Source organism: Antiquaquibacter soli, from assembly GCF_030580675.1.
GTDB lineage: Bacteria > Actinomycetota > Actinomycetes > Actinomycetales > Microbacteriaceae > Rhodoglobus > Rhodoglobus soli.
Window position 1 is genome coordinate 17,590 of the sequence record NZ_JAUQUB010000003.1, and the last position, 26,906, is coordinate 44,495.

The 26,906-nt window shown below is 70.5% G+C and carries 26 protein-coding genes; 12 read left to right on the forward strand and 14 right to left on the reverse strand.

What is annotated here, in order from left to right; all coding sequences use genetic code 11:
* Nucleotides 1-10: 10 nt before the first annotated feature.
* Nucleotides 11-2,113 carry a DEAD/DEAH box helicase gene (locus tag Q5716_RS12070; protein ID WP_305003395.1) on the reverse strand — a complete coding sequence of 701 codons (2,103 nt, stop codon included), beginning with the start codon at nucleotides 2,111-2,113 and terminating at the stop codon, nucleotides 11-13.
* A gap of 243 nt (nucleotides 2,114-2,356) precedes the next feature.
* Here Q5716_RS12070 and Q5716_RS12075 point away from each other — a divergent pair, with 243 nt between their 5' ends.
* Nucleotides 2,357-3,370 (forward strand): alpha/beta hydrolase, encoded by a 1,014-nt coding sequence (locus tag Q5716_RS12075; RefSeq protein ID WP_305003396.1) that lies wholly within the window; start codon nucleotides 2,357-2,359, stop codon nucleotides 3,368-3,370.
* A 9-nt stretch (nucleotides 3,371-3,379) separates the two neighbouring features.
* Nucleotides 3,380-3,826: a GNAT family N-acetyltransferase gene (locus Q5716_RS12080; protein WP_305003397.1), complete on the forward strand. Its 447-nt coding sequence runs from the start codon at nucleotides 3,380-3,382 to the stop codon at nucleotides 3,824-3,826.
* 10 nt (nucleotides 3,827-3,836) lie between these two features.
* Here Q5716_RS12080 and Q5716_RS12085 read toward each other — a convergent pair whose 3' ends face one another.
* The 3 genes from Q5716_RS12085 to yczR are packed head-to-tail and all read right to left on the reverse strand — an operon-like array spanning nucleotide 3,837 to nucleotide 8,882.
* On the reverse strand, nucleotides 3,837-4,304 hold the full coding sequence (locus Q5716_RS12085; RefSeq protein WP_305003398.1) for an NUDIX hydrolase: 468 nt from the start codon (nucleotides 4,302-4,304) through the stop codon (nucleotides 3,837-3,839).
* A 9-nt stretch (nucleotides 4,305-4,313) separates the two neighbouring features.
* The gene (locus tag Q5716_RS12090; RefSeq protein ID WP_305003399.1) at nucleotides 4,314-7,406 is read right to left on the reverse strand and encodes an efflux RND transporter permease subunit; all 3,093 of its coding nucleotides are present in this window, start codon (nucleotides 7,404-7,406) and stop codon (nucleotides 4,314-4,316) included.
* Between the two features lie 60 nt (nucleotides 7,407-7,466).
* Nucleotides 7,467-8,882: a MocR-like transcription factor YczR gene (yczR, locus tag Q5716_RS12095; RefSeq protein WP_305003400.1), complete on the reverse strand. Its 1,416-nt coding sequence runs from the start codon at nucleotides 8,880-8,882 to the stop codon at nucleotides 7,467-7,469.
* Nucleotides 8,883-8,963: 81 nt separating this feature from the next.
* Here yczR and yczE point away from each other — a divergent pair, with 81 nt between their 5' ends.
* Nucleotides 8,964-9,581 (forward strand): membrane protein YczE, encoded by a 618-nt coding sequence (gene yczE / locus Q5716_RS12100; protein WP_305003401.1) that lies wholly within the window; start codon nucleotides 8,964-8,966, stop codon nucleotides 9,579-9,581.
* Nucleotides 9,578-9,700, forward strand: a complete 123-nt coding sequence (locus tag Q5716_RS12105) for a hypothetical protein (RefSeq protein WP_305003402.1) — start codon at nucleotides 9,578-9,580, stop codon at nucleotides 9,698-9,700. Before yczE ends, Q5716_RS12105 begins: the two co-directional genes overlap by 4 nt.
* 43 nt (nucleotides 9,701-9,743) lie before the next feature.
* Here the strand turns inward: Q5716_RS12105 and Q5716_RS12110 are convergent, their stop codons facing one another.
* On the reverse strand, nucleotides 9,744-10,502 hold the full coding sequence (locus Q5716_RS12110) for a MerR family transcriptional regulator (protein ID WP_305003403.1): 759 nt from the start codon (nucleotides 10,500-10,502) through the stop codon (nucleotides 9,744-9,746).
* 64 nt (nucleotides 10,503-10,566) lie between these two features.
* Nucleotides 10,567-11,142 (reverse strand): helix-turn-helix domain-containing protein, encoded by a 576-nt coding sequence (locus Q5716_RS12115; protein WP_305003404.1) that lies wholly within the window; start codon nucleotides 11,140-11,142, stop codon nucleotides 10,567-10,569.
* 67 nt (nucleotides 11,143-11,209) lie between these two features.
* On the opposite strand from Q5716_RS12115, the gene Q5716_RS12120 reads away from it, so the two are divergent.
* The 3 genes from Q5716_RS12120 (at nucleotide 11,210) to Q5716_RS12130 (ending at nucleotide 14,304) form a co-directional block, all read left to right on the forward strand.
* Nucleotides 11,210-12,820, forward strand: coding sequence for an FAD-dependent oxidoreductase (locus Q5716_RS12120; protein WP_305003405.1), 1,611 nt, complete (start codon nucleotides 11,210-11,212; stop codon nucleotides 12,818-12,820).
* Between the two features lie 72 nt (nucleotides 12,821-12,892).
* Nucleotides 12,893-13,696, forward strand: a complete 804-nt coding sequence (locus tag Q5716_RS12125; RefSeq protein ID WP_305003406.1) for a DUF4097 family beta strand repeat-containing protein — start codon at nucleotides 12,893-12,895, stop codon at nucleotides 13,694-13,696.
* Complete coding sequence (locus Q5716_RS12130) at nucleotides 13,693-14,304, forward strand: PadR family transcriptional regulator (protein ID WP_305003407.1); 612 nt, start codon at nucleotides 13,693-13,695, stop codon at nucleotides 14,302-14,304. The genes Q5716_RS12125 and Q5716_RS12130 overlap by 4 nt, the downstream gene beginning before the upstream one ends.
* 103 nt (nucleotides 14,305-14,407) lie before the next feature.
* Here Q5716_RS12130 and Q5716_RS12135 read toward each other — a convergent pair whose 3' ends face one another.
* On the reverse strand, nucleotides 14,408-15,052 hold the full coding sequence (locus Q5716_RS12135) for a hypothetical protein (RefSeq protein ID WP_305003408.1): 645 nt from the start codon (nucleotides 15,050-15,052) through the stop codon (nucleotides 14,408-14,410).
* A gap of 63 nt (nucleotides 15,053-15,115) precedes the next feature.
* On the opposite strand from Q5716_RS12135, the gene Q5716_RS12140 reads away from it, so the two are divergent.
* From Q5716_RS12140 to Q5716_RS12155, 4 genes are all read left to right on the forward strand, one after another.
* Nucleotides 15,116-17,164 (forward strand): APC family permease, encoded by a 2,049-nt coding sequence (locus Q5716_RS12140; protein ID WP_305003409.1) that lies wholly within the window; start codon nucleotides 15,116-15,118, stop codon nucleotides 17,162-17,164.
* A gap of 3 nt (nucleotides 17,165-17,167) precedes the next feature.
* Entirely contained in the window at nucleotides 17,168-17,557 is a 390-nt protein-coding gene (locus tag Q5716_RS12145; protein ID WP_305003410.1) for a fluoride efflux transporter FluC, read from the forward strand.
* Nucleotides 17,554-17,919 carry a fluoride efflux transporter CrcB gene (crcB, locus tag Q5716_RS12150; RefSeq protein ID WP_305003411.1) on the forward strand — a complete coding sequence of 122 codons (366 nt, stop codon included), beginning with the start codon at nucleotides 17,554-17,556 and terminating at the stop codon, nucleotides 17,917-17,919. Before Q5716_RS12145 ends, crcB begins: the two co-directional genes overlap by 4 nt.
* Nucleotides 17,920-18,009: 90 nt before the next feature.
* Nucleotides 18,010-18,615 (forward strand): M15 family metallopeptidase, encoded by a 606-nt coding sequence (locus Q5716_RS12155; RefSeq protein ID WP_305003412.1) that lies wholly within the window; start codon nucleotides 18,010-18,012, stop codon nucleotides 18,613-18,615.
* Here the strand turns inward: Q5716_RS12155 and Q5716_RS12160 are convergent.
* Entirely contained in the window at nucleotides 18,612-19,763 is a 1,152-nt protein-coding gene (locus tag Q5716_RS12160) for an AAA family ATPase (protein WP_305003413.1), read from the reverse strand. The two genes, Q5716_RS12155 and Q5716_RS12160, sit on opposite strands and share 4 nt — an antisense overlap.
* 44 nt (nucleotides 19,764-19,807) lie before the next feature.
* Between Q5716_RS12160 and Q5716_RS12165 the strand changes: the two genes are divergently transcribed.
* The gene (locus Q5716_RS12165) at nucleotides 19,808-20,677 is read left to right on the forward strand and encodes an LLM class F420-dependent oxidoreductase (protein WP_305003414.1); all 870 of its coding nucleotides are present in this window, start codon (nucleotides 19,808-19,810) and stop codon (nucleotides 20,675-20,677) included.
* On the opposite strand, the gene Q5716_RS12170 is transcribed toward Q5716_RS12165, so the two are convergent.
* From Q5716_RS12170 to Q5716_RS12195, 6 genes are all read right to left on the reverse strand, one after another.
* Nucleotides 20,678-21,547, reverse strand: coding sequence for a carbohydrate ABC transporter permease (locus Q5716_RS12170; RefSeq protein WP_305003415.1), 870 nt, complete (start codon nucleotides 21,545-21,547; stop codon nucleotides 20,678-20,680).
* Nucleotides 21,544-22,671, reverse strand: coding sequence for a carbohydrate ABC transporter permease (locus Q5716_RS12175; protein ID WP_305003416.1), 1,128 nt, complete (start codon nucleotides 22,669-22,671; stop codon nucleotides 21,544-21,546). The genes Q5716_RS12170 and Q5716_RS12175 overlap by 4 nt, the downstream gene beginning before the upstream one ends.
* 135 nt (nucleotides 22,672-22,806) lie before the next feature.
* Nucleotides 22,807-24,024, reverse strand: coding sequence for a sugar ABC transporter substrate-binding protein (locus Q5716_RS12180; RefSeq protein ID WP_305003417.1), 1,218 nt, complete (start codon nucleotides 24,022-24,024; stop codon nucleotides 22,807-22,809).
* Nucleotides 24,025-24,036: 12 nt separating this feature from the next.
* Complete coding sequence (locus Q5716_RS12185) at nucleotides 24,037-25,119, reverse strand: LacI family DNA-binding transcriptional regulator (protein ID WP_305003418.1); 1,083 nt, start codon at nucleotides 25,117-25,119, stop codon at nucleotides 24,037-24,039.
* 105 nt (nucleotides 25,120-25,224) lie between these two features.
* Complete coding sequence (gene lspA, locus Q5716_RS12190; RefSeq protein WP_305003419.1) at nucleotides 25,225-25,791, reverse strand: signal peptidase II; 567 nt, start codon at nucleotides 25,789-25,791, stop codon at nucleotides 25,225-25,227.
* Nucleotides 25,792-25,794: 3 nt separating this feature from the next.
* The gene (locus Q5716_RS12195; RefSeq protein WP_434056615.1) at nucleotides 25,795-26,904 is read right to left on the reverse strand and encodes an NAD(P)-binding domain-containing protein; all 1,110 of its coding nucleotides are present in this window, start codon (nucleotides 26,902-26,904) and stop codon (nucleotides 25,795-25,797) included.
* Between the last annotated feature and the right edge of the window lie 2 nt (nucleotides 26,905-26,906).

Sequence of the window (26,906 nt, forward strand, 5' to 3'; positions counted from 1 at the left end):
GGGCGGGTAGTTACAGCGCCGCGAGCTCCGAGAGCAGCTCGTCGCCCGGCGCCACGTGGTCGACGGTCGCATCGATCTCGGCGCGGCCGAGCAGCTCGTCCATCTTCCGGCGGCGGTTGCGGTTGACGAGCGTCACGACGGTGCCCTGCTTGCCCGCGCGACCGGTGCGCCCGGCGCGGTGCAGGTACGTCTTGTACTCCTCGGGAGCGTCGGCCTGGATGACGAGCGAGATGTCGTCGACGTGGATGCCGCGAGCCGCGACATCCGTCGCCACCAGCACGTTCACGCGACCGTTGGTGAGCAGGCTCAGGTTGCGGGTGCGGCGGTTCTGGTTGAGGTCGCCGTGCAGGCTCGTGGACGGGATGCCCGCGTCCTCGAGGTAGTCGCTGAGCTCCTCGGCGAACGCGCGCGTGCGGGTGAAGACGAGCGTCTTGCCCTCGCCGCCGGCGAGCTGCTCGATGATCTGGCGCTTGTCGCGCTGCTCGATGAGGAACACGCGGTGGTCGATCGTCGACGACGCCTGGTCCTCGCCGGCGACCTCGTGAACGCTGGGCTCGACGAGGAACTCCTCGACGAGCGTCGCGACGCCCTTGTCGAGGGTCGCGGAGAACAGCAGCTTCTGTACTCTCTGGCCGGCCGCCGCCCCTGCGGCCGACTCGCTCCGCGCGCCGTCAGCGCCGCCGCGCTTCACGTACGCCACCCCGCACTCGCGGAGGATGCGCTGCACCGGCTCGAGGAACCCGAGGTCGCACATGTGGTCGGCCTCGTCGAGCACGGTGATCATGACGTTGCTGAGGTCGAGGCGTCCCTGCTCGACGAGGTCCTCGACGCGGCCCGGGGTCGCGATGACGATGTCGACGCCGCGCTGGAGCGCACCGACCTGCTTGTGCTGGGGGACTCCGCCGACGATGGTCGTCGTGAAGAGGCCGACGCTGCGCGCGATCGGCTGCACGGTGCGGTCGATCTGCTGCGCGAGCTCGCGGGTGGGGGCCAGGATGAGGGCGCGCGGGGCACGACCGAACTTGCGGTCCTTGCCGCCGTTGTTCTCCATGAGACGCTCCACCACGGGAGCACCGAACGCGATCGTCTTGCCGGAACCGGTCTTGCCGCGGCCGAGCACGTCACGGCCGGTCAGCACGACGGGGATCGTCGCGGCCTGGATCGGGAACGGCGCCTCGGCGCCCATCGACGCGAGCTGACGAACGATGTTGCCACCCAGTCCGAGGTCGGCGAACGTGATGCCCTCGACGTCGGATGCGGTCACCGCGGATGCCTCGAGGCGCTCGAGCACGACGTCGTCCTGCGCGGAGAACTTCTGCGAGTCGCGGCTCGGGTAGAGGTCGCTCGCGCGCTCGGCGCGCTCGGGGCGCTCGGTGCGAGCCGGGCGCTCGTCGTAGCGGCGGGCGGGGCGCTCGTCGTAGCTGCGACGCGGGGCGCGGTCGCTGAACTCGCGGCGGGGAGCGCGGTCGTCGTAGTCGCGGCGCGGGGCGCGGTCGTCGCGCTGCGGGCGGTCGCCGTAGTCGCGGCGCGGCCGGTCATCGTACTCGCGGCGCGGCGCGCGGTCATCCCGCTGCGGGCGGTCACCGTACGACGGACGCTCGCCGTAGGCGGGGCGCTCGGTGCGCGGGGCGCGGTCGCCGTACGCGCGACGCTCGCGGCGCTCGCCGTAGGGGGCGCGCTCGGCACGGTCGCCGTACTCGCGGCGCGGGGCGCGGTCGTCGCGGGCGGGACGGTCATCCCGCTGCGGGCGGTCGCCGTAGGCGGGCTTGCGGTCGCCGTACGCGGGCTTGCGGTCACCGTAAGCGGGACGCTCGGAGCGGTCGCCGTACGACGGTCGCTCGGTGCGCGCACCGTAGGCGGGCTTGCGGTCGCCGTATGCGGGACGCTCGCCACGCGCCGGCTTCTCGCGCGGCGTCCAGTCGGGGCGGCCGTCGCCGGCGGCGCGGTCGGCAGCGCGGGCGGCGCGCTCGTCGGCGTTCCAACGCTTCTTGGGAGCGGGGGCCTGGTCCGCGCGGTAGCCGCGGTGACCGGCGCTGCGCGAACCGGCCTTGGCCGATCCGGACTGGGGGGCGCCTCGCTTGGCTCCGGCGGCAGGCTTCTTGAACTGGGGCATGGTGATGTTCTCTCCGGGTTGTTTTTCTCAACGCATGGCACACCACGGCGAAACGCCATGGCGATGCAGAACCCGGGCAGTCGTTGACCGAGGCCGTCACATACATTCGTGTGATTGTCGACAGCAGGATTAGCTGTCGAACCGGCCCGCAAGACTCACAAACCCACTGCGCGCACTAGTGCGCTGTCTTGAGCCGACCGACCCACGTTACACCATCCCAGCTTCGGCAGCTAGGGTATGCGGATGCGCACGGCCCCGACCCTTCTCGCGTCGGCCTGCGCTCTCGCGCTGCTGATGGCGGGATGCTCCCCCACCGGCGACGATTCCGAGCGCGTCGAACCCACCGCTCAGCCCGTGTACCCGGTGCTGCGCACCTACCCCGAAGTCCCCGTGATCGAGGACATCGAGTACGGCGTCGCCGACGACGGGCAGCCCCTGCTGCTCGACGCGTGCTTCCCGACGGACAACGGCATCGATGACCTCGAGTCGGAGCCCCGACCGGCGATCGTGTCGATCCACGGCGGCAGCTGGATGCGCGGCGACAAGGCCAACCTCAACTGGCGGGCGGTGTGCCAGTGGCTCGCGTCGGAGGGGTTCGTCGTCGTCTCGGTGAACTACCGGCTCGCCCCCGCATCCGTGTTCCCGGCGCAGCTCGACGACGTCAGTCAGGCCGTCGGGTGGCTGCGCGACCCGGTCACCGTGGAACGCTACAACCTCGACCCCGACCGCATCGGCGCGTTCGGGGGCTCGGCGGGCGGCAACCTCGCGGCGCTCCTCGGCACCGCGGGAACCGGCGACTGGACGAGCGGCTCGCGCGTCGCCGCGGTCGCCGAGCTCAGCGGTCCGACGGACTTGCGCGAGCGCATCCCGACCACCGACAGCTACAACCAGGACTTCGGCGACGTGCAGCTCGCCTACACGGGGTGCGCCGAGCTCGCGGGGTGCGCGGCGGCCGCCGCGGCATCCCCGATCACCTCGGTGGATGACTCCGACCCGCCGTTCTTCGTCGGGCACTCCGTCGACGAGTTCATCCCGCTGTCGCAGTCCGACGACTTCGTGACCGAGTTGCGCAGCGTGGGCGTGCCCGTCACGTACGTGACGGTCGAGGGGAGCCTGCATTCGATCGGAATGCTCGACGCCGCCATGCAGCAGCGCATCGTGGCGTTCTTCCGCGACACCCTGTCGTTGAACGCCGTCACCCGCGTGACGCCGCCGGACGCCGACGCCGACGCCGACGCCGACGAGGCCTCTCAGTAGACTCGGCCCGTGCCCGTCGCCATCGAACCCGCCCGCCAGAGGGACGTCGAGGCGCTCCTCGACGGCAGCGAGCAGTTCGCGCTTTCGCTCTACCCGCCGGACAGCTGCTACCTCCTCGACGTCTCCGAGCTCGAGGCCCCGGGCGTCGAGGTCTTCGTCGCCCGGGTCGACGACGTCGCCCTCGGGATGGCCGCGCTCGTGCCCTACGACGGCTACGGCGAGCTCAAGCGACTGTTCGTCGACGACCGCGCCCGAGGCCAGGGTCTCGCCGGCCAGCTGCTCGCCGCCGTCGAGGACCGCGCCCGCGAGCGCGGCTTGCCGGTGCTGCGGCTCGAGACGGGCCCGCTCTCGGTCGCCGCGATCGCGCTCTACGGCAAGCACGGCTACGAGCGCATCCCCAACTTCGGGCCCTACGTGGGCGACGAGCACAGCTACTGCATGGAGAAGCCCCTGTAGCTGCGCCGAGCTAGCGCTCGAAGCGGGTGGTGCCGTCGAACTCGACGGCGAGCCGGATGCGTCGGCTCATGTCATCCGACATCGGCGGCAGCGCGTCCAGAGGGAACCACCGCGCCTCCGTGTTCTCGCCGTCGGCGGGGTACGGATCCCCTGAGACCCACGAGCACCGGAACGCGATATCGAGGAACTGCGACTGGTCGCCGTTCTCGTAGACGTGCGGCGGCAGCACGTGAACCCACGTAATCGCCTCGGCGCGAACGACGACTCCGGCCTCCTCGAGCGTCTCCCGTTCCGCCGCGATCGCGGGCTCCTCGGCGGGGTCCACGATGCCGGTCACGGCGGTCCACTGGCCGTTGTCGGCGCGCTTGACGAGCAGTACCTCGTCGCCGCGCAGCACGACCGCGGTCACACCGGTGAGCCACAACCAGTCGGTGCCGATCTTCTCGCGCAGGGCGAGCACGAACTCAGGGGTGGCCACCCCGCGAGCCTAGCCCGCGACCGCAGCCGCCTTCGCCGCACGCTTCGCCTCGCGCCGCTCCTTCGCCCCCTCGACGAGGTAGTACAGCACCGGCAGCACCACGAGAGTGAGCAACGTCGACGAGATGAGTCCGCCGATCACGATGATGCCGAGCGGCTGCGAGATGAACCCGCCGTGACCGGTGAGCCCCATCGCGAGCGGGATGAGCGCGAAGATCGTCGCCGCCGCCGTCATGAGGATGGGCCGCAGTCGTCGGGATGACCCGTGGATCACCGCATCCCGCACGGTCATGCCGCGCTCCCGGTACTGGTTGACGAGGTCGACGAGCACGATCGCGTTCGTCACGACGATGCCGATGAGCATGAGCACGCCGATGATCGACGCGACACCGAGCGGGATGCCCGACGCGAGCTGCAGGAGGATCGCGCCGGTCGCCGCGAACGGCACCGAGACGAGCAGCAGCAGCGGCTGGCGGAGGCTCTTGAACGTGGCGACCATGACGACGTAGACGATGAGGATCGCGACGAGCAGCGCGAGCCCGAGCTGCGAGAAGGCGTCCGCCTGTTGCGCCGTGACTCCGCCGATCTCGGCGGTCACCCCGGCCGGCAGGTCGAGCGACTTCAACTCCGCCGACACCACCTGCGACGCCGTTCCGACGTCCTCACTGCTCGGCGTCACCGCGATGGTCGCGCTGCGCACCCCCTTGATGGTCGTGATGCTCGACGGCCCGTCGGTCTGCTCGACGGTGGCGAGGGTGCTGAGCGGCACGACACCGAGCGCGGTCGGGATGCCGAACTCCCGCAACTCCTCGATCGTCGTCGGCGCGTCCTCGTTGAGGATGTAGATCGACATCGTGTTCTCGTCGATGACCACGGACCCGACGGCGCTCGGGTTCATCGCCGCGGTGACGATGCCGCCGACCGCGATCTCGGTGAGCCCGTACTGCGCGGCGGTGTCGCGGTCGACCGCGACCTCGATGAACGGCTGCTCCGCCGAGAGGTTGCTCGTCGCCTGCGCGACCACGTCGAGCTTCTGCATCGCCTGCTGGATGTCGTCGGCCGCTTGCGTCAGCTCCGCCTCGGTCGTCGCGGTCACGGTGATGTTGATCGTGGATGACCCGAACCCGCCCTGGGCCGCCGAGAGCGACACCTCGCCCACGTCGTCGAGCTTCTCGAGCCGATCGCGGATGTCGGCCTGCAGCTCGAGCTGGTCGGCGTCGGGGTCGGTCGTGAGCGAGAACGTCGCTCCGCTGGAGCCGCTGAACGCGGCGCGGAGGGAGCTGCCACCGGTTCCGATGGAGAGCTGGACGGTGTCGACGCCGGGGATGTCGAGCAGGGCATCCTCGACCTTCTTGGCGGCGTCGTCCTTGGCCTCGAGGCTCGCGCCGAGCGGGAGCTTCTGGGTGACGGTGACCGTGTTCTGGCCGGAGTCGCCGATGAAGTTGGTCGGCAGCAGGGTCGCCGCCGCCCCGGATGCTCCGAGGATGAGCACCGACGCGACGAGCACCACGGCACCCTTCCACGTCTTCGAGAGAGTCCACTCGATGATCGGCAGGTAGGCCTTCTGGAGGCGCGTCGGCTTCTCGAGCTCGTCGTGGCCCTCCTCGAGCGGGGCCTCCGCGTGCTTGTGCTTGCGATTGCCCAGGAACCAGTACGCGAGCACGGGCACGATCGTGAGCGAGACGAAGAGGGATGCCGCGAGCGCGATCGTCACCGTGAGCGCGAAGGGCCGGAACAGCTCCCCGGTGATGTCCCCGACGAGGGCGAGGGGGAGGAACACCGCGACCGTCGTCACGGTGGAGGCCGTCACCGCACCGGCGACCTCGCGGACGGCCGAGAGGATGGCGGGCAGCTTCTCCTCGCCGAGCGAGAGGTGCCTCTTGATGTTCTCGATGACGACGATCGAGTCATCCACCACTCGACCGATCGCGATCGTGAGGGCGCCGAGGGTGATGACGTTGAGGGTGTATCCGGCCGTCTGCATGCCGATGAAGGTGATGAGCACCGACACCGGGATCGAGATCGCGGCGACGACCGTCGAGCGGAACGACCAGAGGAACAGGAAGATCACGACGACCGCGAACGCGAGACCCAGGAGTCCCTCGGTGGCGAGCGAGTTGATGGACTCCTCGATGAACGGCGCCTGGTCGAAGACGACGGTGAACTTCGTGTTGCCGCCGAGCGCCTCCTCGAGTCCGGGCAGCGCGGCGACGACCTCGCGCGACACCGAGACGGTGTTGCCGGACGGCTCCTTGGAGATCGCGACCGTCACCGACGGCTCCCCGTTGACGCGGGAGATGCCCGTGACGGGGTCGTCCACGATCTCGACGGTCGCCACGTCCGCGATCGTCGTGAGACCGGCCGTGCCGAGCAGGGGGAGCGCGGCGATGTCGTCGGCGCTCGACAGCCGGGTGCCCGCCTGCACGGTGAGCGTCTGCCCGTCCTCGGTGATCTGGCCCGCCGGCAGGAGCACGCCGTTGGCGTCGAGCGCGTTCTGGATCGACTGGGTCGTCAAGCCGCTCGCGAAGAGCTTGAGCGGGTCGGGCGTGATGACGACGCGCTGGGTGGTCGCGCCCAGGAGGGAGGCGTCGCTCACGCCGTCGAGCTTCTCGAGGTCGACGAGGGTGGATGACTCCAGCCGAGCTGCGAGGTCGACCGGGTCGAGGTCGCTCGTCACGGCGAGCTGGATGACGGGCAGATCGGAGAAGTTGAACGTCAGCACCTGGGTGTCGACGGAGTCCGGCAGCTGGTTGGAGATGCGGTTGATCGCCGACTGGATCTTCTGCTCGGCGGTCGCGATGTTCGTGCCGTACGTGAACGCGGCCGTGATGCTCGACACGTTCGCGCTCGAGGTAGCGGTGGTCGAGTCGAGGCCGGCGACACCCTGGATGGCCGCCTCGAGCGGGGTCGAGACATCCTTGTCGACGACGGCGGGGCTCGCCCCCGGGTACGTGCTCACGATGAAGACCTGCGGCAGCGAGAGCGACGGGATGAGCTCCTGCTTGAGGGTCGTCAGCGAGAGACCGCCGAAGATGCCGACGACGATCGTGACGAGGGCGATGAGCGCGCGGTTGCGCAGGCTGAAGACCGACAAAAGATGCACACGTGATTATCGCTCGCTGGGCTGGGAGCGGGCGTACTCCACAGGGAGTAAGTGTGCGCGCTACACGACGGCGGCGAGGTCGTCCGCCGGGGTCGGCACGGGGTAGCGCATCACGTGCGCCCACGCGGCGGCGAGGGCGTCCACCGCCCGCTCCGTCTCCTCGGCGGAGTAGGAGAAGGGGATGCGGATGAACCGCTCGAACGCCCCGTCGACCCCGAAGCGCGGGCCGGCGGCGATGACGAGCCCTTCGTTGCGGGCGGCGATCGCGAGCTGGGAGCTCACCGGCTCGCCGAGGTTCACCCACGAGGTGAGGCCACCGCCGGTGTGCGGCACGCGCCACTCGGGCAGCCGGTCGTGCAGCAGGCGGGCGAGCCGGTCGCGGCCCTCGCGCAGGAGGGCGCGCCGCTGGGCGAGCACGGCGTCGAAGTCGCGGAGCAGGTGGGCGACGATGAGCTGCTCGAGCATCGGGGTGCCGAGGTCGCCCGACGCCCTGGAGCGCACGAGTCGCTGGATGAGCGTGCGGTCGGCGCGGATCCAGCCGATGCGCAGGCCGCCCCACACGGTCTTGCCGACGGAGCCGACGAGGATCGCCGAGCCGTGCACCGCCATCGGCGGCGGCGAGGGCTGCCCGTCGAGGCCGAGCTCGGCCATGGTCTCGTCGGCGACGATCGTCGTGCCGTGGCGCGCGGCGAGCGACAGCAGCCACTCGCGCTGCTCGTCGGGCATGGTGCGGCCTGTGGGGTTGTGGTTGTCGGGCATGAGGTAGCCGAGCGCGGGGCTCGAGCGCTGGATGGCCTGTTCGAGGGCGAGTGCATCCCACCCCTCGTCGGTGGTCACGCTCACCGGCAGCACCCGGGCGCCGGCGGTGCGCAGCGCGTCGAGGGCGTGCGGGTAGGTGGGGTGCTCGATGAGGGCGCGGTCGCCGCGGCCCATAACGGTGCGGGCGATGAGCGCGATGGCGTGCTGCGCGCCGATCGTCACCATGACCTGGTCGGGCGTCGTCGGCAGCCCGCGCAGGGTGTAGCGATCGGCGATCGCCTCGCGCAGCTCGGTGAGGCCGTACGGGTCGAAGCCGGACTCCCCGAGCACGGTGGGCAGCTGCTCGGCCGCGACGCGCGCCGCCTCCGCGACCTGGGGGATCGCCGGCATCGTCGCCTTGCTGAAGTCGAGGAGGTCGGGATGCCCGCCCTCGATGCTCACGGGGGGCCGCAACGGCAGCTGCGCAACGCTCCCGGAGCCGCGGGTGCTGTGCAGGTGCGACGTCGCGCGGAGCTCGGCGTACGCGGCGGTGACGGTGGTGCGGCTGACGCCGAGCTGAGCGGCGAGCTCGCGCTCGGCGGGCAGTCGCGTGCCGGTGGGGATGCGACCGTCGAGGATGAGCAGCCGGATGCGGTCGGCGAGCGCGGCGTAGGCGACCCCGGCATCACGCCACCCGGCGAGAAGGGTGGCCAATGCGCGAGCTGACAGCGTACTCATGGGGCCAGATTACAGGATTGGCCTCTTGAGTCCAGTCCAATCCGGTAATTGGATACTCAGGTGACCAGTCCACGTCTTCTCATGGCCCGCCGCATCGCCCAACTGCTCGTCGGGCTGTTCTGCTACGGCTTCGGCATCGCGCTCATGGTGCGCGGGGCCATCGGCGTCGCGCCGTGGGACGTGCTCAGCCAGGGCATCTCCCTGCAGACCGGCCTGCCGTTCGGGTTCGTCACCAACCTCATCGGCGTCGCCGTGCTCCTGCTGTGGATCCCGATCCGCCAGAAGCCCGGCATCGGCACCATCCTCAACGTGCTGCTCGTCGGCCCGAGCGCGCAGGTCGGCTTGTGGGTGATCCCCGAAGTCGACGACCTCGTCACGCGAGTCGTCCTGTTCGCCGGCGGGCTCGCGCTCGTCGCCGTCGCGACCGGACTCTACATCGGGGCGCGGTTCGGACCCGGGCCGCGGGACGGGCTCATGACGGGCATCCACCGCCGCTGGGGGTGGCGGATCTGGATCGTCCGTACCGCGATCGAGGTGACCGTGCTCGCGATCGGCTGGCTGCTCGGCGGCAACGTCGGCATCGGCACCCTCGCCTTCGCCCTGCTCATCGGACCCATGGTCGGGGTGACCATGCCCCTGCTGAGGGTGCCGGAACCGGCATCCGACGAACCGACGCCGCGCGAGGAGGTGACCACGTGACCGCACTGCTCATCGGCCTCGCCGCGATCGCCCTGTGGGGGATGCTCGGCACGATCGAGCTCGTCGCCCGCGACGGCTACGGCCGCATCCCGACGCGCTACTACTACCCGATCGTCTAGCCGCTAACGGCCCGCCCCGCGGGGAGGCGGGCCGTTCGTGGCGCTACAGCTGGCGCTCCGCGTACTCGAGCATCGAGTCGCGCACGAACCGCGCGTTCTCGATGCCGCCGTAGTTCGCGGCGAACCGCTCGTCGGCGACGTACATCTCGGCGAGCCCCGTGAAGTACTCCTTCGTCGGGGCCCCCGTGCCGTAGCCGGGGGCGCCGGGGATGGTGCTCAGCCAGTCGGCCTGGCGCTTCGCGAGGGCCTGCGCCGTCTCGCTGTCGGGAGCGACGCCGTCGCCCGCGGCGACCATCCAGTCGAAGCCGAGCTCCGCGGCGAAGGTCCTGAACTCCGCCTTCTCGGCGTCGGACTTCGCCCGCCACCAGGCGTCGCTGTCCGCGTAGGACTTCTTCCCCCACCGCGCCTCGACCTCCTCCTTGTACTGGGTGTGGTCGAAGCCGTCGAACATCTTCTCTGCCATCAGTTGTTCACCTCCTTCAATGCTGTCGATCGTCGATTCGACCGCCGAGATCTGACGGTCGATGCGCTGCCTCTCCTGCTGCAGCCAGGCCAGGTGCGCGCGGAGGGCGTGGCCGTCGTCGCGTTCTCCCGCGAGCACGTCGGCGATCGCCGGGATGCCGAGCCCGAGGTCGCGCAGCATGAGGATGCGCTGCAGCCGCACGAGCGCGAGCTCGTCGTAGTAGCGGTACCCGTTGCTGCCGACCCGCGAGGGCGGGAGCAGTCCGACGTCGTCGTAGTGCCGGAGCGTGCGGGATGTGGTTCCCGCGAACTTCGCAATGTCCTGGATGGACCAGTCCATCAACCATCACCTCCTTCGCTGATTCACGGTAGAGGTTGACGCAGCGTCAATGTCAAGCGACTCCTCAGGGCGTCGGTCGAGCCCGGAGGTGGATGCGCTTGCCCTCCTTGCTGAAGATCGAGAGCACCTCGGCCGGGCCGCGACCGGTCGCCGCGAGCCAGTGGGGGATGCGCGTGTCGAACTCGGCCGCCTCACCGGGCCCGAGCGTGAGGTCCTGGTCGCCGAGCACGAGCCGCAGCCGGCCGGAGAGCACGTAGAGCCACTCCTGCCCGTCGTGGACCTTGGGCTCGGGGACCGCGACGACGCCGGGCTCGTTCGCCGGGAACGTCACCTTGTAGGTCTGCACCGCGCTCGACTCCGGCGACAGCGACTCGTACTGCGTGTGCCCTATGCGGCTCGTCGTGCGCCGCACCCGCGGGTCCGGAGCGGCCCGCGGAACGATGTCGTCGAGCTCGAGCCGAAGCGATCGGGCGATCGGCACGACGAGCTCGAGGTTGGGCGCGCGCTTGCCCGCCTCGAGTCGCGAGAGTGTGCTCGAGGAGATGCCCGTCGCCGCCGACAGCTCGGCGAGAGTCATCCCGCGCTTCTCGCGCCAGGCCTTGAGCCGCGGGCCGATGAGGGAGAGCGAGTCGTCGGGCATGATCCCATTCTTGCCGATTCGGCATCATAGTTTGCCGAGGATGCCCGAGCCCGCCCATCCTGGCACCATGCACAGCTCACACCCGCATCCGCAGCCCTCCCCCGAGAACCCCTGGGACGTCATCGTCGTCGGCGGCGGAGCCGCCGGGCTCAGCGCCGCCCTCATCCTGTCCCGCGCCCGGCGCCGGGTGCTCGTCATCGACTCCGCGGAGCCGCGCAACCGCTTCGCACCGCACATGCACGGGGTGCTCGGCCGCGACGGCTACTCCCCGCTCGACCTCGTCGCCGACGGCCGACGGGAGGTGCGCGCCGCGGGAGGCGTCGTGCTCGACGACCGGGTCATCCGCACGACCGCGACGGGCAGCGGGTTTGCCGTGGAGACGCAGGGCGGCACCCGCTACACCGCCCGCCGGCTCGTCGTCGCGACCGGGTTGCGCGACGAGCTCCCCGCGATCCCGGGGCTCGCCGAGCAGTGGGGCCGGGGAGTGGTGGCGTGCCCGTACTGCGACGGCTTCGAGTCGCGCGGTCGCCGGATCGGCGTGCTGCTCGGATCCGCGGCGGGCATCCACAAGGCGCACCTGCTCGCGCCGTACTCGCCGGAGGTCACGGTCTTCTCCGCTCTCGCCGGGGAACTGCCGTCCGAGGAGCACCGCGTGCTCGGGGAACGGGGCATCCGGGTCGAGGAGCGGGCAGTCACGGACGTCGTCGCGAGTGACGGCGCCCTCTCCGGCCTGCGCCTCGCCGACGGCTCGGTCGTCGGCCTCGACGTGGTGTTCGCCGAGCCCCTGCCGGTCGCCCTGGACGGTCCGCTGCGCGACCTCGGTGCGGAGACGACCGAGTCGCCGTTTGGAGGCTGGGTCGCCGTCGATACGACCGGGCGCACGAGCATCGACGGCGTGTGGGCCGTCGGCAACGTCGCGAACCCGGGCGCCCTGGTCCCCGTGGCCATGGGCGCGGGGGCGGCGGCCGCGCTCGCGATCAACGGCGAGCTCGTCGCCGAGGAGGTGGCGGCGGCCGCAGAGCGGGCGCGCCTGGCCGAGCCTGCCGACTTCTGGGAGCACCGCTACCGCACCGAGCGCCGGGAGGCCGGCCGGGTGTGGAGTGGACGCGTCAACGCCGCCGTCGCCCAGGAGGTCGACGGCCTCCCGGCGGGCCGAGCGCTCGACCTCGGCTGCGGCGAGGGCGCCGACGCCGTGTGGCTCGCCGAGCGCGGCTGGCGGGTGACGGGCGTCGACATCTCGGCGACGGCGCTCTCGGTCGCCGAGGCTGCTGCCGCGGAGGCCGGCGTGACGGACCGTGTCGAGTGGGTGCGCACCGACCTCGCGGACTGGCGGCCGGAGGGCGAGTTCGACCTGGTCACCGCGTCGTTCCTGCACTCCCCCGTGGAGCTTGATCGCGAGCGGATCCTGCGCCGAGCGGCGGCAGCCGTCGCCCCGGGCGGCACCCTGCTCGTGGTCGGGCACGCCGCTTTCCCTCCCGGGTCCGCGCACGGGCACGGCGATGCTCCGCCCCTCCCCTCGGCGGAGGAGGTGCTCGCCGCCCTGGAGCTGCCCGACGGGTGGCGGGTCGAGACGTGCGAGCAGCGCGACCGCGTCGCGACCGGGCGGGACGGGCATCCGGTGACTCTCGTCGACTCGGTGCTGCGGGTGCGGCGCGGGATCGATCGAAACGCGATATAGCTTGACACCCGCCAACTCGCGATATAACGTGAATAGCACAACACGCGATATAGCGCGAGAAGGGAGGGCCCGATGGCCCAGGAGAAGTGGATGATCGATGGCGAGAAGACCATCGACATCGAGATGATCCGCAAGCTCAAGGTCGGGCTCATCGCCGGGCAGGTCAACATCATCGGCCACGACGAGCCCGGTGCCCGCGTCGAGGTGCACTCCGTCAGCGGTCGCGAGCTCAAAGTCACCGTCGACGGCGACACCCTCGAGGTCGACCACCCCCAGCTGCGCTGGGACAACTTCATCGAGGTGTTCTCCCAGTGGCGCGGCGGGGCCGCCCGCGCCGACATCAGCATCACCGTGCCGCGCGACGTCGCGCTCAAGTTCGGGGTCGTGTCGGCGAGCGGCCTCATCACGGGCATCCACGAGGATGCATCGATCTCCACCGTCAACGGCGACCTCGTTATCGACGACGTCTCCGGCCACCTGCAGCTCAACGCCGTCAGCGGCGAGATCTCGGTGCGCAACCACTACGGCTCGATCACCGCGCACACCGTGAGCGGCGACATCACCGCATCCGGGGAGATCCTCCGCTACTCGTCGGACAGCGTCTCGGGCGACGTGTTCCTCGACGTCGCGGGCATCCCCGACGAGATCAAGGTCAACACCATCAGCGGCAGCATCACCACTCGGCTCGAAGCCGACGTGCCCGCCCAGTACCGCATCAACACCGTGAGCGGTCGGCTGCAGCTCGACAACTCCGAGATCCGCGGGGTGCGCGGTGCCTACACCGGGCGCTACGGTCAGCTCGAGCAGCGCTGGCTCGAGTTCAAGGCCAACACCGTCTCCGGCGACATCTCGGTGCTCCACGCGGTGACGGCATGACCCCGCCGGTCTTCGCCCACGGACACCTGAGGCTGTACCTGCTGAGCCTGCTCGCCGAGTCGGGTCGCGGGATGCACGGCTACGAGCTCATCCAGGCACTCGGCGACCGCTTCGGAGGCACCTACGTGCCGAGCGCCGGCACGATCTACCCCCGACTCGCGAAGCTCGAGGAGGAGGGGCTCGTGACGAAGGTGGCCGACGGCCGCAAGACCGTCTACGAGATCACCGACGCGGGTCGAGCCGAGCTCGCCGCCCGCCAGTCGGAGCTCGACGGCATCGAGAACGACCTCACCGACTCGGTGCGCCGGCTCGCCGACGAGGTGCGCTCGTCCGTCAACGACGCGATGCGGTCCCTGCGGGCCGAGCTCGCCGCCGCCGCTCGGGAGGCTCGCACCGAGGCCCGCAGCGAGGGACGGTCGCAGAAGGCTGAGCAGACGCCCGACCACGTCCAGTCGCGCATCCAGCTGCAGCAGGCGGAGTCGCTGCTCGCGGCCTTCCGTGCCGACGTCCGGACGGAACTGAGGATGCGGGCCGCTCGCGCCGACCTCCCTGCCGAGGTCGTGGAGCGCTTGCGCTCGGGGCTCGACGCCCTCCGCAAGCAGCTCTAGCCCCTCGACTTCCCCGCACGGGCACACCTCGCTCGCAGCGGCGCGGCGAATTAGCGGCGCCCGTGCGAGTTGCGCGAGCCCTTACGAGCGGGAGCGCGGCGACTCAGTCCGCGTAGCGGATCGGGATGTACAGGTCCTGCACCCGGTCGTTCAGTGCGGTGTGGTCGTTGCGCGAGTAGATCGCGCACCGGTCGACTCGGCAGTCGAAGCCGTCGCCCGCGGGGTCGCCCACCTCGAGGTACGCGGTGAAGGTTCCCGCGGCGAGGTCGTCGTAGCTGCGGGCGCCGAAGAGCTTCCACGCCCAGTCGTCGTTGATCCAGTTGCTCGGCGCGTACTGCACGGTGCCGGCCGCGACATCCGTCTGCTCCTGGTCGGGAACACCGCCGACGCACGGACCCGGCTTGACCGACGGGTCGTCGGGGATGACGCAGATCGCGACGTAGATCCCGCGCGACGAGTCGTACCCGCTCCCGCTCACGATGAGCCGCTGCCCCACCTCGAGGGCGGACGTGTCGATCGTGCCGCCGGCCTCGGGCGACAGCACCATCATGTCGCGGGTGCGACCGTCATCCCCCGTCGCCGACACCTCGAGGGGGAACTCGTCGACGGGCGCCTCCTGGTTGGCCGACCCCTGATTCTGGTGGGTGAGGATCGGTACGGCGAGGATCGCGACCGGCACGAGCAGCACGACGACCGCCGCGAGCACGATCCACGGCCACCGGCGGCGCCGGACGCGAGGGGAGGACATGGGGGAATTCTAGGGCGCGGTCGCGAGTTGACTTGGGTTTCGGCAGGAGTACGCTAGCCCTCCGTGACAGACGAAACCCGGTCACCCAAACGGTGGCTGATCGGGGAGCCCCTGGCGAGCGACAAGCTCGAGGGCCAGCTCCTCCCCAAGCACTTGGCGCTCCCCATCTTCGCGAGCGACCCCCTCTCCTCCGTGGCCTACGCGCCGCAGGAGCTCCTCATGATCCTGCTGCTCGGCGGGCTCGCGTTCCTCTCCTTCGCGCCGCCCGTCGCGGCGGCCGTCGTCATCCTGCTCATCGTCGTCGTGATGAGCTACCGCCAGCTCATCAAGGCGTACCCGAGCGGCGGCGGCGACTACGAGGTCGCGTCGAAGAACCTGGGCGAGAAGGCCGGGCTGGTCGTGGCATCCGCGCTCCTCGTCGACTACATCCTCACCGTCGCGGTGTCGGTGGCCTCCGGCGTCGACAACATCATCTCCGCCTTCCCGCAGCTCAACCCGTTCCGCGTCGAGATCGCGGTCTTCTTCGTCGTCGTGCTCGCCGCCGTCAACCTGCGCGGGGTGCGCGAGTCGAGCAAGGCGTTCGCGATCCCCACGTACCTCTTCATCGGGTCGATCGCGGTCATGGTCGTCACCGGTCTCGTCCGCACCCTCCTCGGCGACCCGCCCGTCGCGGAGAGCGCCGACCTCGTCGTCGAGGCGGAGCACCTCGGTCAGGCGGCGTTCATCCTCCTGCTGCTGCGCGCCTTCGCGAGCGGATGCGCCGCCCTCACGGGCGTGGAGGCCATCTCCAACGGCGTGCCGGCCTTCCGCCGCCCGAAGATCAAGAACGCGCAGCGCACGCTCGTCGCGATGGGCGCCATCGCCATCTCGCTCTTCGTCGGTCTCGTCACGGTCGCCCTCATCGCCGGCGTGCACTACATCGACTGCACGGAGCTCGTCGACTTCGCCGGGTGCGCACCCGGCGACGACCCGCAGCGCAGCCTCATCGCCCAGATGGCCGCGGCGACGTTCGGCAACAACACCGTGTTCTTCTTCGTGATCCAGGCCGCGACGGCGGCGGTGCTCCTCCTCGCCGCGAACACCGCGTTCAACGGGTTCCCGCTCCTCGGGTCGGTGCTCGCGACCGACCGCTACGCACCGAAGTCGCTCGCGACCCGCGGCGACCGGCTCATCTTCTCGAACGGCGTCATCGCCCTGTCGATCGCGGCGACCGTGCTCCTGGTGCTGTTCCAGGCGGACGTCACCACCCTCATCCAGCTCTACATCATCGGCGTGTTCGTCTCGTTCACGCTCGGCCAGACCGGCATGGTGCGGCACTGGTGGCGGATGCTCAAGAACGGCTGCTCCGACCGGGCATCCGTCTGGCGCGGCCTCGTCATCAACTTCATCGGCGCGATCATGACGGCGAGCGTGCTCATCATCGTGACGATCACGAAGTTCACCCACGGCGCCTGGATCGTCTTCATCATCATGCCGATCCTGTTCCTGCTCATGCTCGGCGTGAACCGGTACTACCGCGATGTCGACAAGGAGATCGAGGCCGACCCGACGACCCGCTTCGGGGCGACGGGCGACCACGCGATCGTGCTCGTCGGCCGCATGCAGAAGCCGGTTCTCAAGGCTCTCGACTACGCGATCGCCGCGCGCCACGACTCGATCGAGGCCGTGCACGTCTCCATCGACGACCACGCGAGCGAGCAGCTCGAGAAGGACTGGGTCGCCCAGAACATCAAGGTGCCGCTGACGATCATCGAGTCGCCCTACCGCGACATCAGCGCGCCGCTCGCGAAGTACATCAAGTCCCGCCGCGCGGAGCACGGGGCCGAGGTCGTGACGGTGTACACGCCGCAGTTCATCGTCGGGCACTGGTGGGAGAACCTCCTCCACAACCACAAGGCCCGTCGCATCCGTCAGAAGCTCTCGCTCGTGCACGGCGTCGTGATCGCGATCGTGCCGTGGCTGCTCGACTCGTCGGACCTCATCTACGGCCGCCGGTCGCGCCCCGTGCCCGGCCAGGACCGCCGCGGCGAGCCGCGCCGCCCGGTGCAGCGCAAGCCGATGCCGCCGGCTCCCCCGGCGCCCAAGCCGGCCGGCAAGGCCAAGGGCAAGTAGTCCGTGCGCGACGTGCTCGCAGTGCTCGCGGGCGGGCTCGTCGGCACCGGGCTGCGCCTGGGACTGGACTCGGTGCTGCCCCACGAAGGCTTCGCCGTGTCGACGCTCGTCGCCAACACGGTCGGAGCGTTGGCGCTCGGGATGCTCGTCGCCCGCCTGTGGGACCGTGTACCCTCCTGGCTCCGCGCCGGACTCGGTGCGGGACTCCTCGGCAGCTTCACGACGTTCTCGGCCCTCGCGGTGGCGCTCGTCTCGCTCGGCGCGGCGGGGGACTGGATGCCCGCCCTCGCCTACCTCGTCGCCACGATGGCCCTCGGGCTCGGCGCCGCCTGGCTCGGCTTGCGCATCGGTCGCCCGCGCGCGACGGCCCCCCTCGATCTGGTGGACGAGTGACTCCCGCCGTCATCGTCACCGTCCTCCTCGCGGGAGCCCTCGGCGCACTCGCCCGCTACGGCGTCTCGCGCGCCCTCGCCACCCGCCCGAGGTTCCCGTGGGCGGTGCTGCTCGTCAACGTCGTGGGGTCGGCCATCGGCGGCATCGTGCTCGGGCTCGCGGAGGCGGGCGCGGTCTCGCCGGAGTGGCGGCTCATCCTGCTCACCGGATTCTGCGGAGGGCTCACGACGTTCTCGACTTTCAGCGTGGAGACGGTGCAGCTCGTGCTCGACGGCCGCGGGCGCGCAGCGATCGTCAGCGTCGGCGCGAACCTCGTGCTCGGGATCGCGGCGGCGGCGATCGGCTACCTGATCGCGCGATAGCCGGTACCTGAGGACCAGGGGACCGGTCCCCGCGGATGATCCGGCGCGGCCGCCTCGCGCCGGAGGCTAGGGGAGTCGAAAGGACATCCCGTGCGTCAGCCCCTCCTCCGTCCCCTCGCCCGCCTCGCCCTGGCCGTCGCGTTCATCGGCGTGCTGGCCGGGTGCGCGACCCCGGCCGCCGACCGCAGCATGGAATCGAGTGAGCCCGGGTCGAGCATCCCCGCCCCTCCCGACCTGGGCAGTGCGGGGCTCACCGAGGCGGACGGCTATGTCGCCCCAGGGGTGTGGCTCACACTCGACGACGACGTGCCGGCGATCACCAACCTCGAGGACGACCTCCGCGCTGCCCTCGATGCGGCGGCCCTCTCCGCCCGGGAACGAGGTGTCGAGTTCTCGTTCACGAACGGCTGGCGCAGCGCCGCCTACCAGCAGTACCTCTTCGATCGGGCCGTCGAGGAGTACGGCAGCGAGGAGGAGGCGAGCCGCTGGGTCAAGCGCGCCGACGAGTCCCGGCACGTCACCGGCGGCGCGGTGGACGTCGCCACGTCCGACGCCATGGACTGGCTCAACCGGTTCGGTGCCGAGTTCGGCCTCTGCCAGATCTACGCGAACGAACTGTGGCACTTCGAGCACGTGCCCGGAGTGGATGCGGAGTCCGGTTGCCCGGCGCAGCTCACCGACAGCAGCGCGGGCTAGCGCTTCGGCCAGCTCCAGGGCGGCTCCTCGAGCATCCCGCGTCCCGCGACGACGGTCTCGCCCGTGTGCTTCTCCAAGTCGATGCGGGAGGCGTCGGCGAGCGCCGCCGCCAGTCGCGACGAGTGGGTGACGACGACGACTTGCGACCGGGTCGCGGCATCCGCGATGAGCTCGGCGAGAGGCTCGGTGAGGTCGGGGTGCAAGCTCGTCTCGGGCTCGTTGAGCACGAGCAGCCCGGGCGGGCGCGGGCTGAGGAGCGCGGCCACCCAGAGCAGGTAGCGGACCGTGCCGTCGGAGAGCTCGGCGGCCGCGAGCGGCCGGAGCATCCCGGGTTGGCGCAGGGCGAAGCCGAACCAGCCGTCCCGGTCGTCCACCTCGAGCCGACTGCCGGGGAAGGCGCGGTCGATCGCCGTGTCGAGACCGGTGCCGAGCTCGCGCACCGTCTGCAGCGCCGCCGCAAGGGATGACCCGTCCGCGGGGAGCACGGGAGTGCGGGTTCCCGGCGCGAGCCGACGGGCCGGCGCCTCGGCGTCGGTGCGCACGTGGTCGTAGAAGCGCCAGGATCTCAGCTGCTCGCGCAGCGCCATCAGCTCGGGAGCGGCATCCGGATCCGCGAACTCGCTGAGGATGCTGTCGTACGCCCGCACTCGGTGGGGGTGGTGCGCCCACTCGCCCGAGCCGTCGCGCCACCGCACGTCGGCACCGCGGCGCTCGGTGAGCACCGTGCCCGGGCGCAGCACCGGCCCGCTCCACACCGACTCGACCTTGATCTCCGGGTCGAGGGCGAACATCGTGCGCTCCGACGGCACCGGCAGCCCGAACTCGATCGAGTAGCTGAGCTCGTCCGCGGCGAAGCCGAGGCGCAGCGCGACCGGGCCCGTGCGGCGCGTGCCCTGCACGGGCACCTCGCCCGAGCGCATCCCGCGGCTCACCGTCTCCGGGCCCGCCCACAGCGTGCTCGAGAGGCCGCCCTCGCGAGCGAGCGCCCCGATCGCGCCGCCGAGGGATGCCTCGGCCAGTAGCCGCAGCGAGCGGTACACGCTCGACTTGCCGGTGCCGTTGGCGCCCGTCACGACGGTGAGGCCCGACAGCGGCACCACCAGGCGACGCAGCGAGCGGTAGTTCTCGACGGCGAGGGTGCGCAGCATCCCGCCAGGCTAACCGCGCGCGCCGACAGGCGTAGCGTGGGCTCATGCGCTTCGGATTCCACCTCTTCGACATGACCCTCCCCGGCGGCCCCGCGGGCCTCGCGCCGGCGATCCGCTCGGCCGCCCGCACCTCCGACGAGATCGGGGCGAGCTGGTTCACCGTGATGGACCACTTCTTCCAGATGGAGCAGTTCCGAACCGCCCACGACCCGATGCTCGAGGGCTACACGACCCTCGGTTTCGCGGCCGGCGTGACCGAGCGCGTGAAGCTCGGCACCGTCGTCACGGGCGTCACGTACCGGCATCCGGGCATCCTGTCGAAGACGGTCACGACGCTCGACGTGCTGAGCGAGGGCCGCGCGTTCCTCGGGATCGGCGCGGCCTGGTACGAGCGCGAGCACCTCGCCCTCGGTGTGCCGTACCCGCCGCTCAAGGAGCGCTTCGAGCGGCTCGAGGAGACCCTGCAGATCGTGCTGCAGATGTGGAGCGACGACGAGGGCCCCTTCGTCGGGCAGCACTACCACCTCGCCGAGACGATCTCCGTGCCGAAGCCCGTGCAGTCGCCGCGCCCGTCGATCGTCATCGGCGGCAGCGGCGAGAAGAAGACGCTGCGCCTCGTCGCCCAGTACGCGGATGCCACGAACCTCATCGCCCCCGACGCCGAGACCGTCACCCGCAAGCTCGAGATCCTGCGCGAGCACTGCGACGCGGTCGGGCGCGACTACGACTCGATCGAGCGCACCGCCCAGTTCCGGCTGCTGCCCGACTTCGATCCGGACGAGGTGCTGCGGGATGCTGCCGCCTTCGCCGCGGCGGGCATCCAGCACCTCCACTTCGGGGTGCTCGGACCCGACCCCGCCGGCTCGATCGCCCGCTTTGGCGACGAGATCGCGGAGCGCTTCAGCCTGCTGTAGCTACCCCTTCTCCGCCCCCGAGGTGGTGTTCATGATGCGGCGCTGGAAGATGAAGAACAGCACGGCGACCGGGATCGACATGAGCACCGCCGCCGCGAGCTGAAGCGGGTACTGGTTGCCGGAGCCGAGCTCGCCGGACGTGAGCGACGCGACACCGGTGGTGAGCGTGTTGAGGTCGGCGCTCTGCCGCGAGATCACGAAGTGCGAGAACTCGTTCCACGACCCCTGGAAGCTCAGGATGAACAGGGTGATGAGCGCGGGCCGCGCCATCGGCAGCACGACCGACCAGTACGTGCGGAACACTCCGGCCCCGTCGATTCGCGCGGCCTCCTCGATGCTCGCCGGAACGGACTCGAAGAACTGCTTCATGATGAAGATGCCGCCCGCGTCGATGATGAGCGGGAGGATCATCCCGCCGAAGGTGTTGTAGAGGCCGAGCTCCTTGAGGATGAGGAACCGGGGGATGAGCAGCACCACGTTCGGCACCGCCATCACCGCGATGAGGCCGGCGAAGACGATCCCGCGCCCGCGGAACTGCAGCCGCGACAGCGCGTAGCCGGCGAGCGAGTCGAAGAACACGCGGCACACGGTCACGATCACCGTGATGATCGCGGAGTTCGCGGTCCACTGCAGCAGCGGCACCGTGGTGAAGAGCCGCTCGTAGGCGGCGGCGGTCCAGATCTGCGGCACGAGCGAGAGCGGGTTCTGCGTCGCATCCGCGTCTGTCTTGAAGCTCCCCGCGACCGAGATGAGGAACGGGTAGATGTAGACGAGCGCGAGCAGCACGAGCAGGAGGTAGCCGATCAGCAGCGAGGTTCTCGCGCGCGGAGTCATCCGTGCCCGCCGCTTCGGCAGCGCGGTAGCGGTCATCGCCGCACCACCCCCTCGGCGCCCGCGGCCCCGACGGCAGTGTTCGCCGCCCCCTGCTGCGCGAGGGCGTGCAGCCGCGCGTCCGCCTTGCGGGCGCGCCGGATGCCCGACCGCCCCAGATCGCGATCCCTCAGCACCCACCGCTGCAGCAGGGTGAGCGCGACGATGATGAGGAAGAGGATGAACGAGATCGCCGCCCCCTCGCCCCAGTTCAGTTCGCTGAACGACGTGTCGTACGCGAGGAACGCGGGGGTCAGCAGGGTCTTGCCGGGAGCCCCCCGACCGGTGAGGTAGATCTGGTCGAACACCTGCCACGTGCCGATGAGGCCGAGGGTGAGCACGGTGAAGAGGGCGGGCTTGAGCATGGGCAACGTCACCGAGAAGAAGGTGCGCACGGCTCCCGCGCCGTCGACCATGGCGGCCTCGTCGATCTCCTCGCCGACGTTCTGGAGCGCGGCGAGGAAGATGAGCATGAACGTGCCCGACGTCGTGAAGACGGCGAGGGTGATGAGCACGCACATCGCCACCGAGGGCCCGCTGAGCCACTCCCAGCCGCTCACCCCGAGGAAGCCGGGCGCGGCGAGCGCCTCGGGGGGCGAGGTCACCCCGACGCCGGCGAGGAGGATGTGGATGACTCCGCGCGGGTCGGCGAACCAGTTGGGGCCGTTCACGCCGAACCACCCGAGCAGCGCGTTGACCGCGCCGGAGGCGGTGAACAGGAAGATGAAGATCGTGGTGATCGCGACCGAGCTCGTCACCGAGGGGAAGTAGAACGCGGTGCGGAAGAAGCCGCGCCCGCGCAGCACCCGGCGGTTCACCTGCACGGCGAGGAACAGGGCGAGCGCGGTCTGCAGCGGCACGACCGCGAGCACGTAGTACGCGTTGTTGCGGATGGACGTGCCGAAGTCCTTCTGCGCGAGTCCCGGGTCGGTGAGCACCGCCGCATAGTTCTCGGCGCCGACGAGCGACGAGTTGCCGAGCGGCGACCCGAGCCCGTTCCAATTGCTGAAGCTCACGTACAGCGCGAGCCCGATCGGCACCACGAGGAACAACCCGATGATGACGATCGCGGGCGCGACGAACGCCCACCCGTAGTACCTGTCACTCCGACGAAGCTTCGACACGAGTTACTCCTAGGCCCATCCCCACCACGGGGAGCTGGATGTATACGGAAGCTGCGGCGGGTCGATCGGATGGCTCGGGTGGGCCGGGCCTCTACGGGCGGAGCCGTCCGATCGACCCGCCGCAGCGGGGACGAGCTACTCCGCCTCGTCGAGCGCCGCCTGCAAGTTCGACTGCAGCGCAGCCAGCATTGCCGCAGCATCCCCTCCGACGAGCCCCTCGAGCTGCGCGTTGAAGTCGCCGATCACGGTCGCCGACCCGGCGAAGTTCACGGGGCTGACGGCGTAGTCGCTGCCAGCGACGAACGACGCGTTCTCGGGGTAGTTCTCGCTGTAGGTCGCCGCAGCCGACTGGGTCGACGGGATGACGCCGAACGCGTCCGCGAAGGCGAGCTGCTGCTCGTCCGAGGTGAGGTACTCGACGAGCGAGACGGCGGCGTCGCGGGTGTCGGAGTTCGCGGGGATGCCCCAGCAGTTGCTGAACGTGAAGGTGGACTTCCCGCCCGGTCCCGCCGGGAGTTCGACCGCCTGGTAGTTCGTGTCGGGGAAGTCGCCCTGGATGCCCTTGATCCACGGTCCCTCGATGACCATCGCGGCCTTGCCGGCGCCGAGTGCCTCACCGGCCCAGCCGGCGGAGAGCTCGGACGGGAACTTCAGCACTCCCTCGTCGTGCAGCTTCTGAACGAACTGCAGGCCCTCGAGGTTCTCGGGGCTGTCGGCGGTGACGGTGTCGCCGTCGACGAGCTGTCCGCCCGCCTGGTTCATGAAGACGCCCACTCGCGCGTACTCGAGACCGAACGACAGTCCCACGGTGCCCGCGGAGGTGAGGGTGCGCGCCGCGGCTTCGAGGCCGGCCCAATCGGTGGGGATATCGGCATCCGTCAGTCCCGCCGCCGCCCACAGATCGGTATTGATGATGAGGCCGAGGGTGGAGAAGTCCTTCGGTGCGCACGTGAACGTGCCGTCGTAGGTGTAGGTGTCGACGAGCCCCTGGTAGAAGTCGCCCGCGTTCGGGAGCTCCTCCGCATAGGGGTCGAGGTAGCCGTTGCTCGCGTACGTCGCGAACTGGTCCCAGCTCATGTAGAAGAGGTCGGGCGCGTCATCGCCCGCGAATCCTTGGCTGAGCTGCTGGGTCAGGTCGCTTGCCGCGACGACCGTGACGGTCGCGTCGTTGTCGGCCGCCCACGAGTCCGCTGTGGCCTGGACGGCCTCCGTCTCGGCGTCGCCGCTCGACCCGATCAGGATCTCCAGCTCGTTGCCCCCGTCGGACGAGTCACCGCCCCCTGCCGCGCACCCGCCCAGGACGACCGCGAGGCCGATCCCGAGCGCGAGGGCGCTCCGTGTCGTGTTTCTCATTGCCTGTTCCTCTCAGTTGCCGCCGGGATCGCTCCCGGCCTCCTCCACGACCGTCAGGTGACTCGACCGGCGGACGATGAGCTTGGGGGCGACGAGCCGGTGCGCCGAGCGCTCCGTGACCTCGTCGGCTGTCAGGACGCGGTGACCCTGCTCGCCCATGAGCAGGTCGAGGGCGGTCGCGGCGATCTCGTCGGTGCGCTGGTCGACGCTGGAGAGGCCGACCGCCTTCGCGACGGGGGTGTTGTCGAAGCCGATGACGGGGAAGCCGCGGCGGCCGGCCTCGGTGACCGCCATCATGGCGCCGAGGGCGACGGAGTCGCTGACGCAGACGAGCGCGTCGACGAGCCGGAGCGGCAGCAGCTTCTCGACGGCCATACGTGCCCCGGGCACGCTCTCCTCGACGCGCACGGTGAGCAGCTCGAGCTCGTGGTCGGTCAGGTCGAACTGCTCGCGCATCGCCGTCGTCCAGCCGCGGCGGCGGTCGTCGCCGGTGGCGGAGCCGGCGGGCCAGCCGAGGAACCCGATGCGACGGATGCCCCGCCCGATGAGGTGGCGCGTGGCATCCAGCACTCCCGCGAAGCCGTCGACGTCGACCCACCGGTGGTCGGGGGACTCGGCGTGCTCCTCGCCCCAGGGTCGGCCGAAGCTTACGAACGGCATCCCGGCGTCGATGAGCCAGGGGATGCGCGGGTCGCCGTAGTAGGTGGAGGTGATGACGACGGCGTCGACGTCGGCGCCGTCGCGGAGGGCGCGGAGCTGCGCGAGCTCGTCGGCGGGGTCGGTCGCCGTGAACAGGAGCACGCGCATCCCCCGCTCGGCGGCGCGAGCGGTGAGGTCGTGGAGGAAGCGGTCGAGGATGGACCCGGAGATGCCGTTGGTGATGGGGTCCATGCGGATCGCGATCGTCGACGAGTACTGCGAGCGCAGTCGTCGGGCGGACGCGTGCGGGTGGTAGCCGAGCCGGTCGATGACGTCGCGGACTCGCTCGCGGGTCTCCTCGCGCACGATGTCGGGCGCGTTGAGCACGTTCGACACCGTCTGGCGGGAGACGGATGCCTCGCGCGCGACGTCCTCGATCGTGGGGAATCGCGCCACGGGTCTCCTTCGGCCGGCGGTGGGTTTGATCGTTCAAACCCTGCGATCCACCGTGCGCCCCCCGTTCGGGGGCCGTCAACCCGTTGCCAGAACGCTCGCTCTGCGCTAGTCGGCGTCGCTCGCTGCGGTGTCCGTCGCGGATTCCGACGCCGCCGTCTCGGCTGGCACGCGCCCGGTGTCGACCTTGAACAGCACGAGGATGACCGCGAGGGCTGCGCCGAGCACGATCATGATGTCCGCGACGTTGCCGACGAACCAGTCGAAATAGCCGATGAAGTCGACGACGTGGCCGCGCGCGAAGCCGGGCTCGCGGAAGAGCCGGTCGCCGGCATGCGTGATGGCCCCGCCGAGGATCATCCCGAGCACGATCGCCCACGCGAGCGAGCGCACCTTCCACGCGTACCAGCCCACCGCGACGGCTGCCGCGACGGCGACGAGGGCGAGGATCCAGGTGTAGCCGGTGCCGAGGCCGAACGCGGCCCCCGGGTTGTAGACGAGCACGAAGCGGATCCAGTCGCCGATCACCGGGATGACCTGCCCGTCGGAGAGGTTCTCCTCCGCCCACCACTTCGTGAGCTGGTCGACGGCGACGATCACGACGGCGATCGCGAGGGTCAGCCAGAACCAGCGGTGCGACGCTCGGGCGGCGGGAACGGTCGGGGATTCGGTCATGGATTACCTCGATGCCTGGAGCTTGGAGAGAGTCGCGATGACCTGGCGGGCGATCATCCTGCCCGCCCGGTTCGCGCCGATGGTGGACGCCTGCGGGCCGTAGCCTGCGAAGAAGATGCGGGGGTCCTTCCAGGATGCGCCCTGAGCGACGACGACGCCGCCCTCCTTCTCCCGCAGCTTGAGCGGGGCGAGGTGGCGCAGCTCGGGCCGGAACCCGGTGGACCAGATGATCGCGTCGGCTTTCTTGAACGCGCCGTCGGCCCAGCGCACGCCGTCGGGCTCGATCGAGGCGAACATGGGGCGGGGGGTGAGCACACCCCGGTCGATTCCCGCCTGGATGCGGCGCGTGCGCGGCACTCCCGTGCCGCTGACGATCGAGGGGAGCGCCCGACCCGCGCGGGCCGCCTCGTCCTGCATCCGCACCGCCTCGATGCGGGCCTCGAGGTTGAGGTCGCCGTCCTCGAGGAAGTCGATCGGACGCCGGCTCACCCAGGTGAGGTCGGATGCCACGCCCTCGAGCTCGAGCAGGAAGCCGATCGCCGACGTGCCCCCGCCGACGACCACGACGCTCTGGCCGCGGAAGTCCTCGGCCGAGCGGTACTCGCCGGTGTGGAGGTGGCGGCCCTCGAAGGACTTGAGACCCGGGTACCACGGGATGAACGGGGCGCCCCACGTGCCGGTCGCATTGACGATCGTCACCGTGGTCACCTCTTTCTCGTCGTCACCGTCGAGGGTGAAGTTGACCTTGAGGTCGGTCCCCCAGTTCTCGACGGATGTGACGTCGGCGGGGCGCACGACCTGCAGCCCGAAGTGCTGCTCATACTGCCGGTAGTACTCGGCCACGATGTCTTTGGCCGGGGCGTGGCGGTCGGCCGTCTCGAAGCTGAGGCCGAGCTCCTCCATGCCCGGGAGGTCGTTGATCTTGTGCGCCGATCCGATGCGCAGCGACTCCCAGCGGAACTGCCACGCGCCGCCGGTTCCGGGGCCGCGATCGAGCAGCACGAAATCGTTGCCCGGGTCCAGTCCGAGTCGCCGGAGGTAGTAGCCGACGGACAGCCCCGCCTGTCCAGCACCGATGACGACGACGGAGGTGTCGGCGCGCTCATCGGTCACTG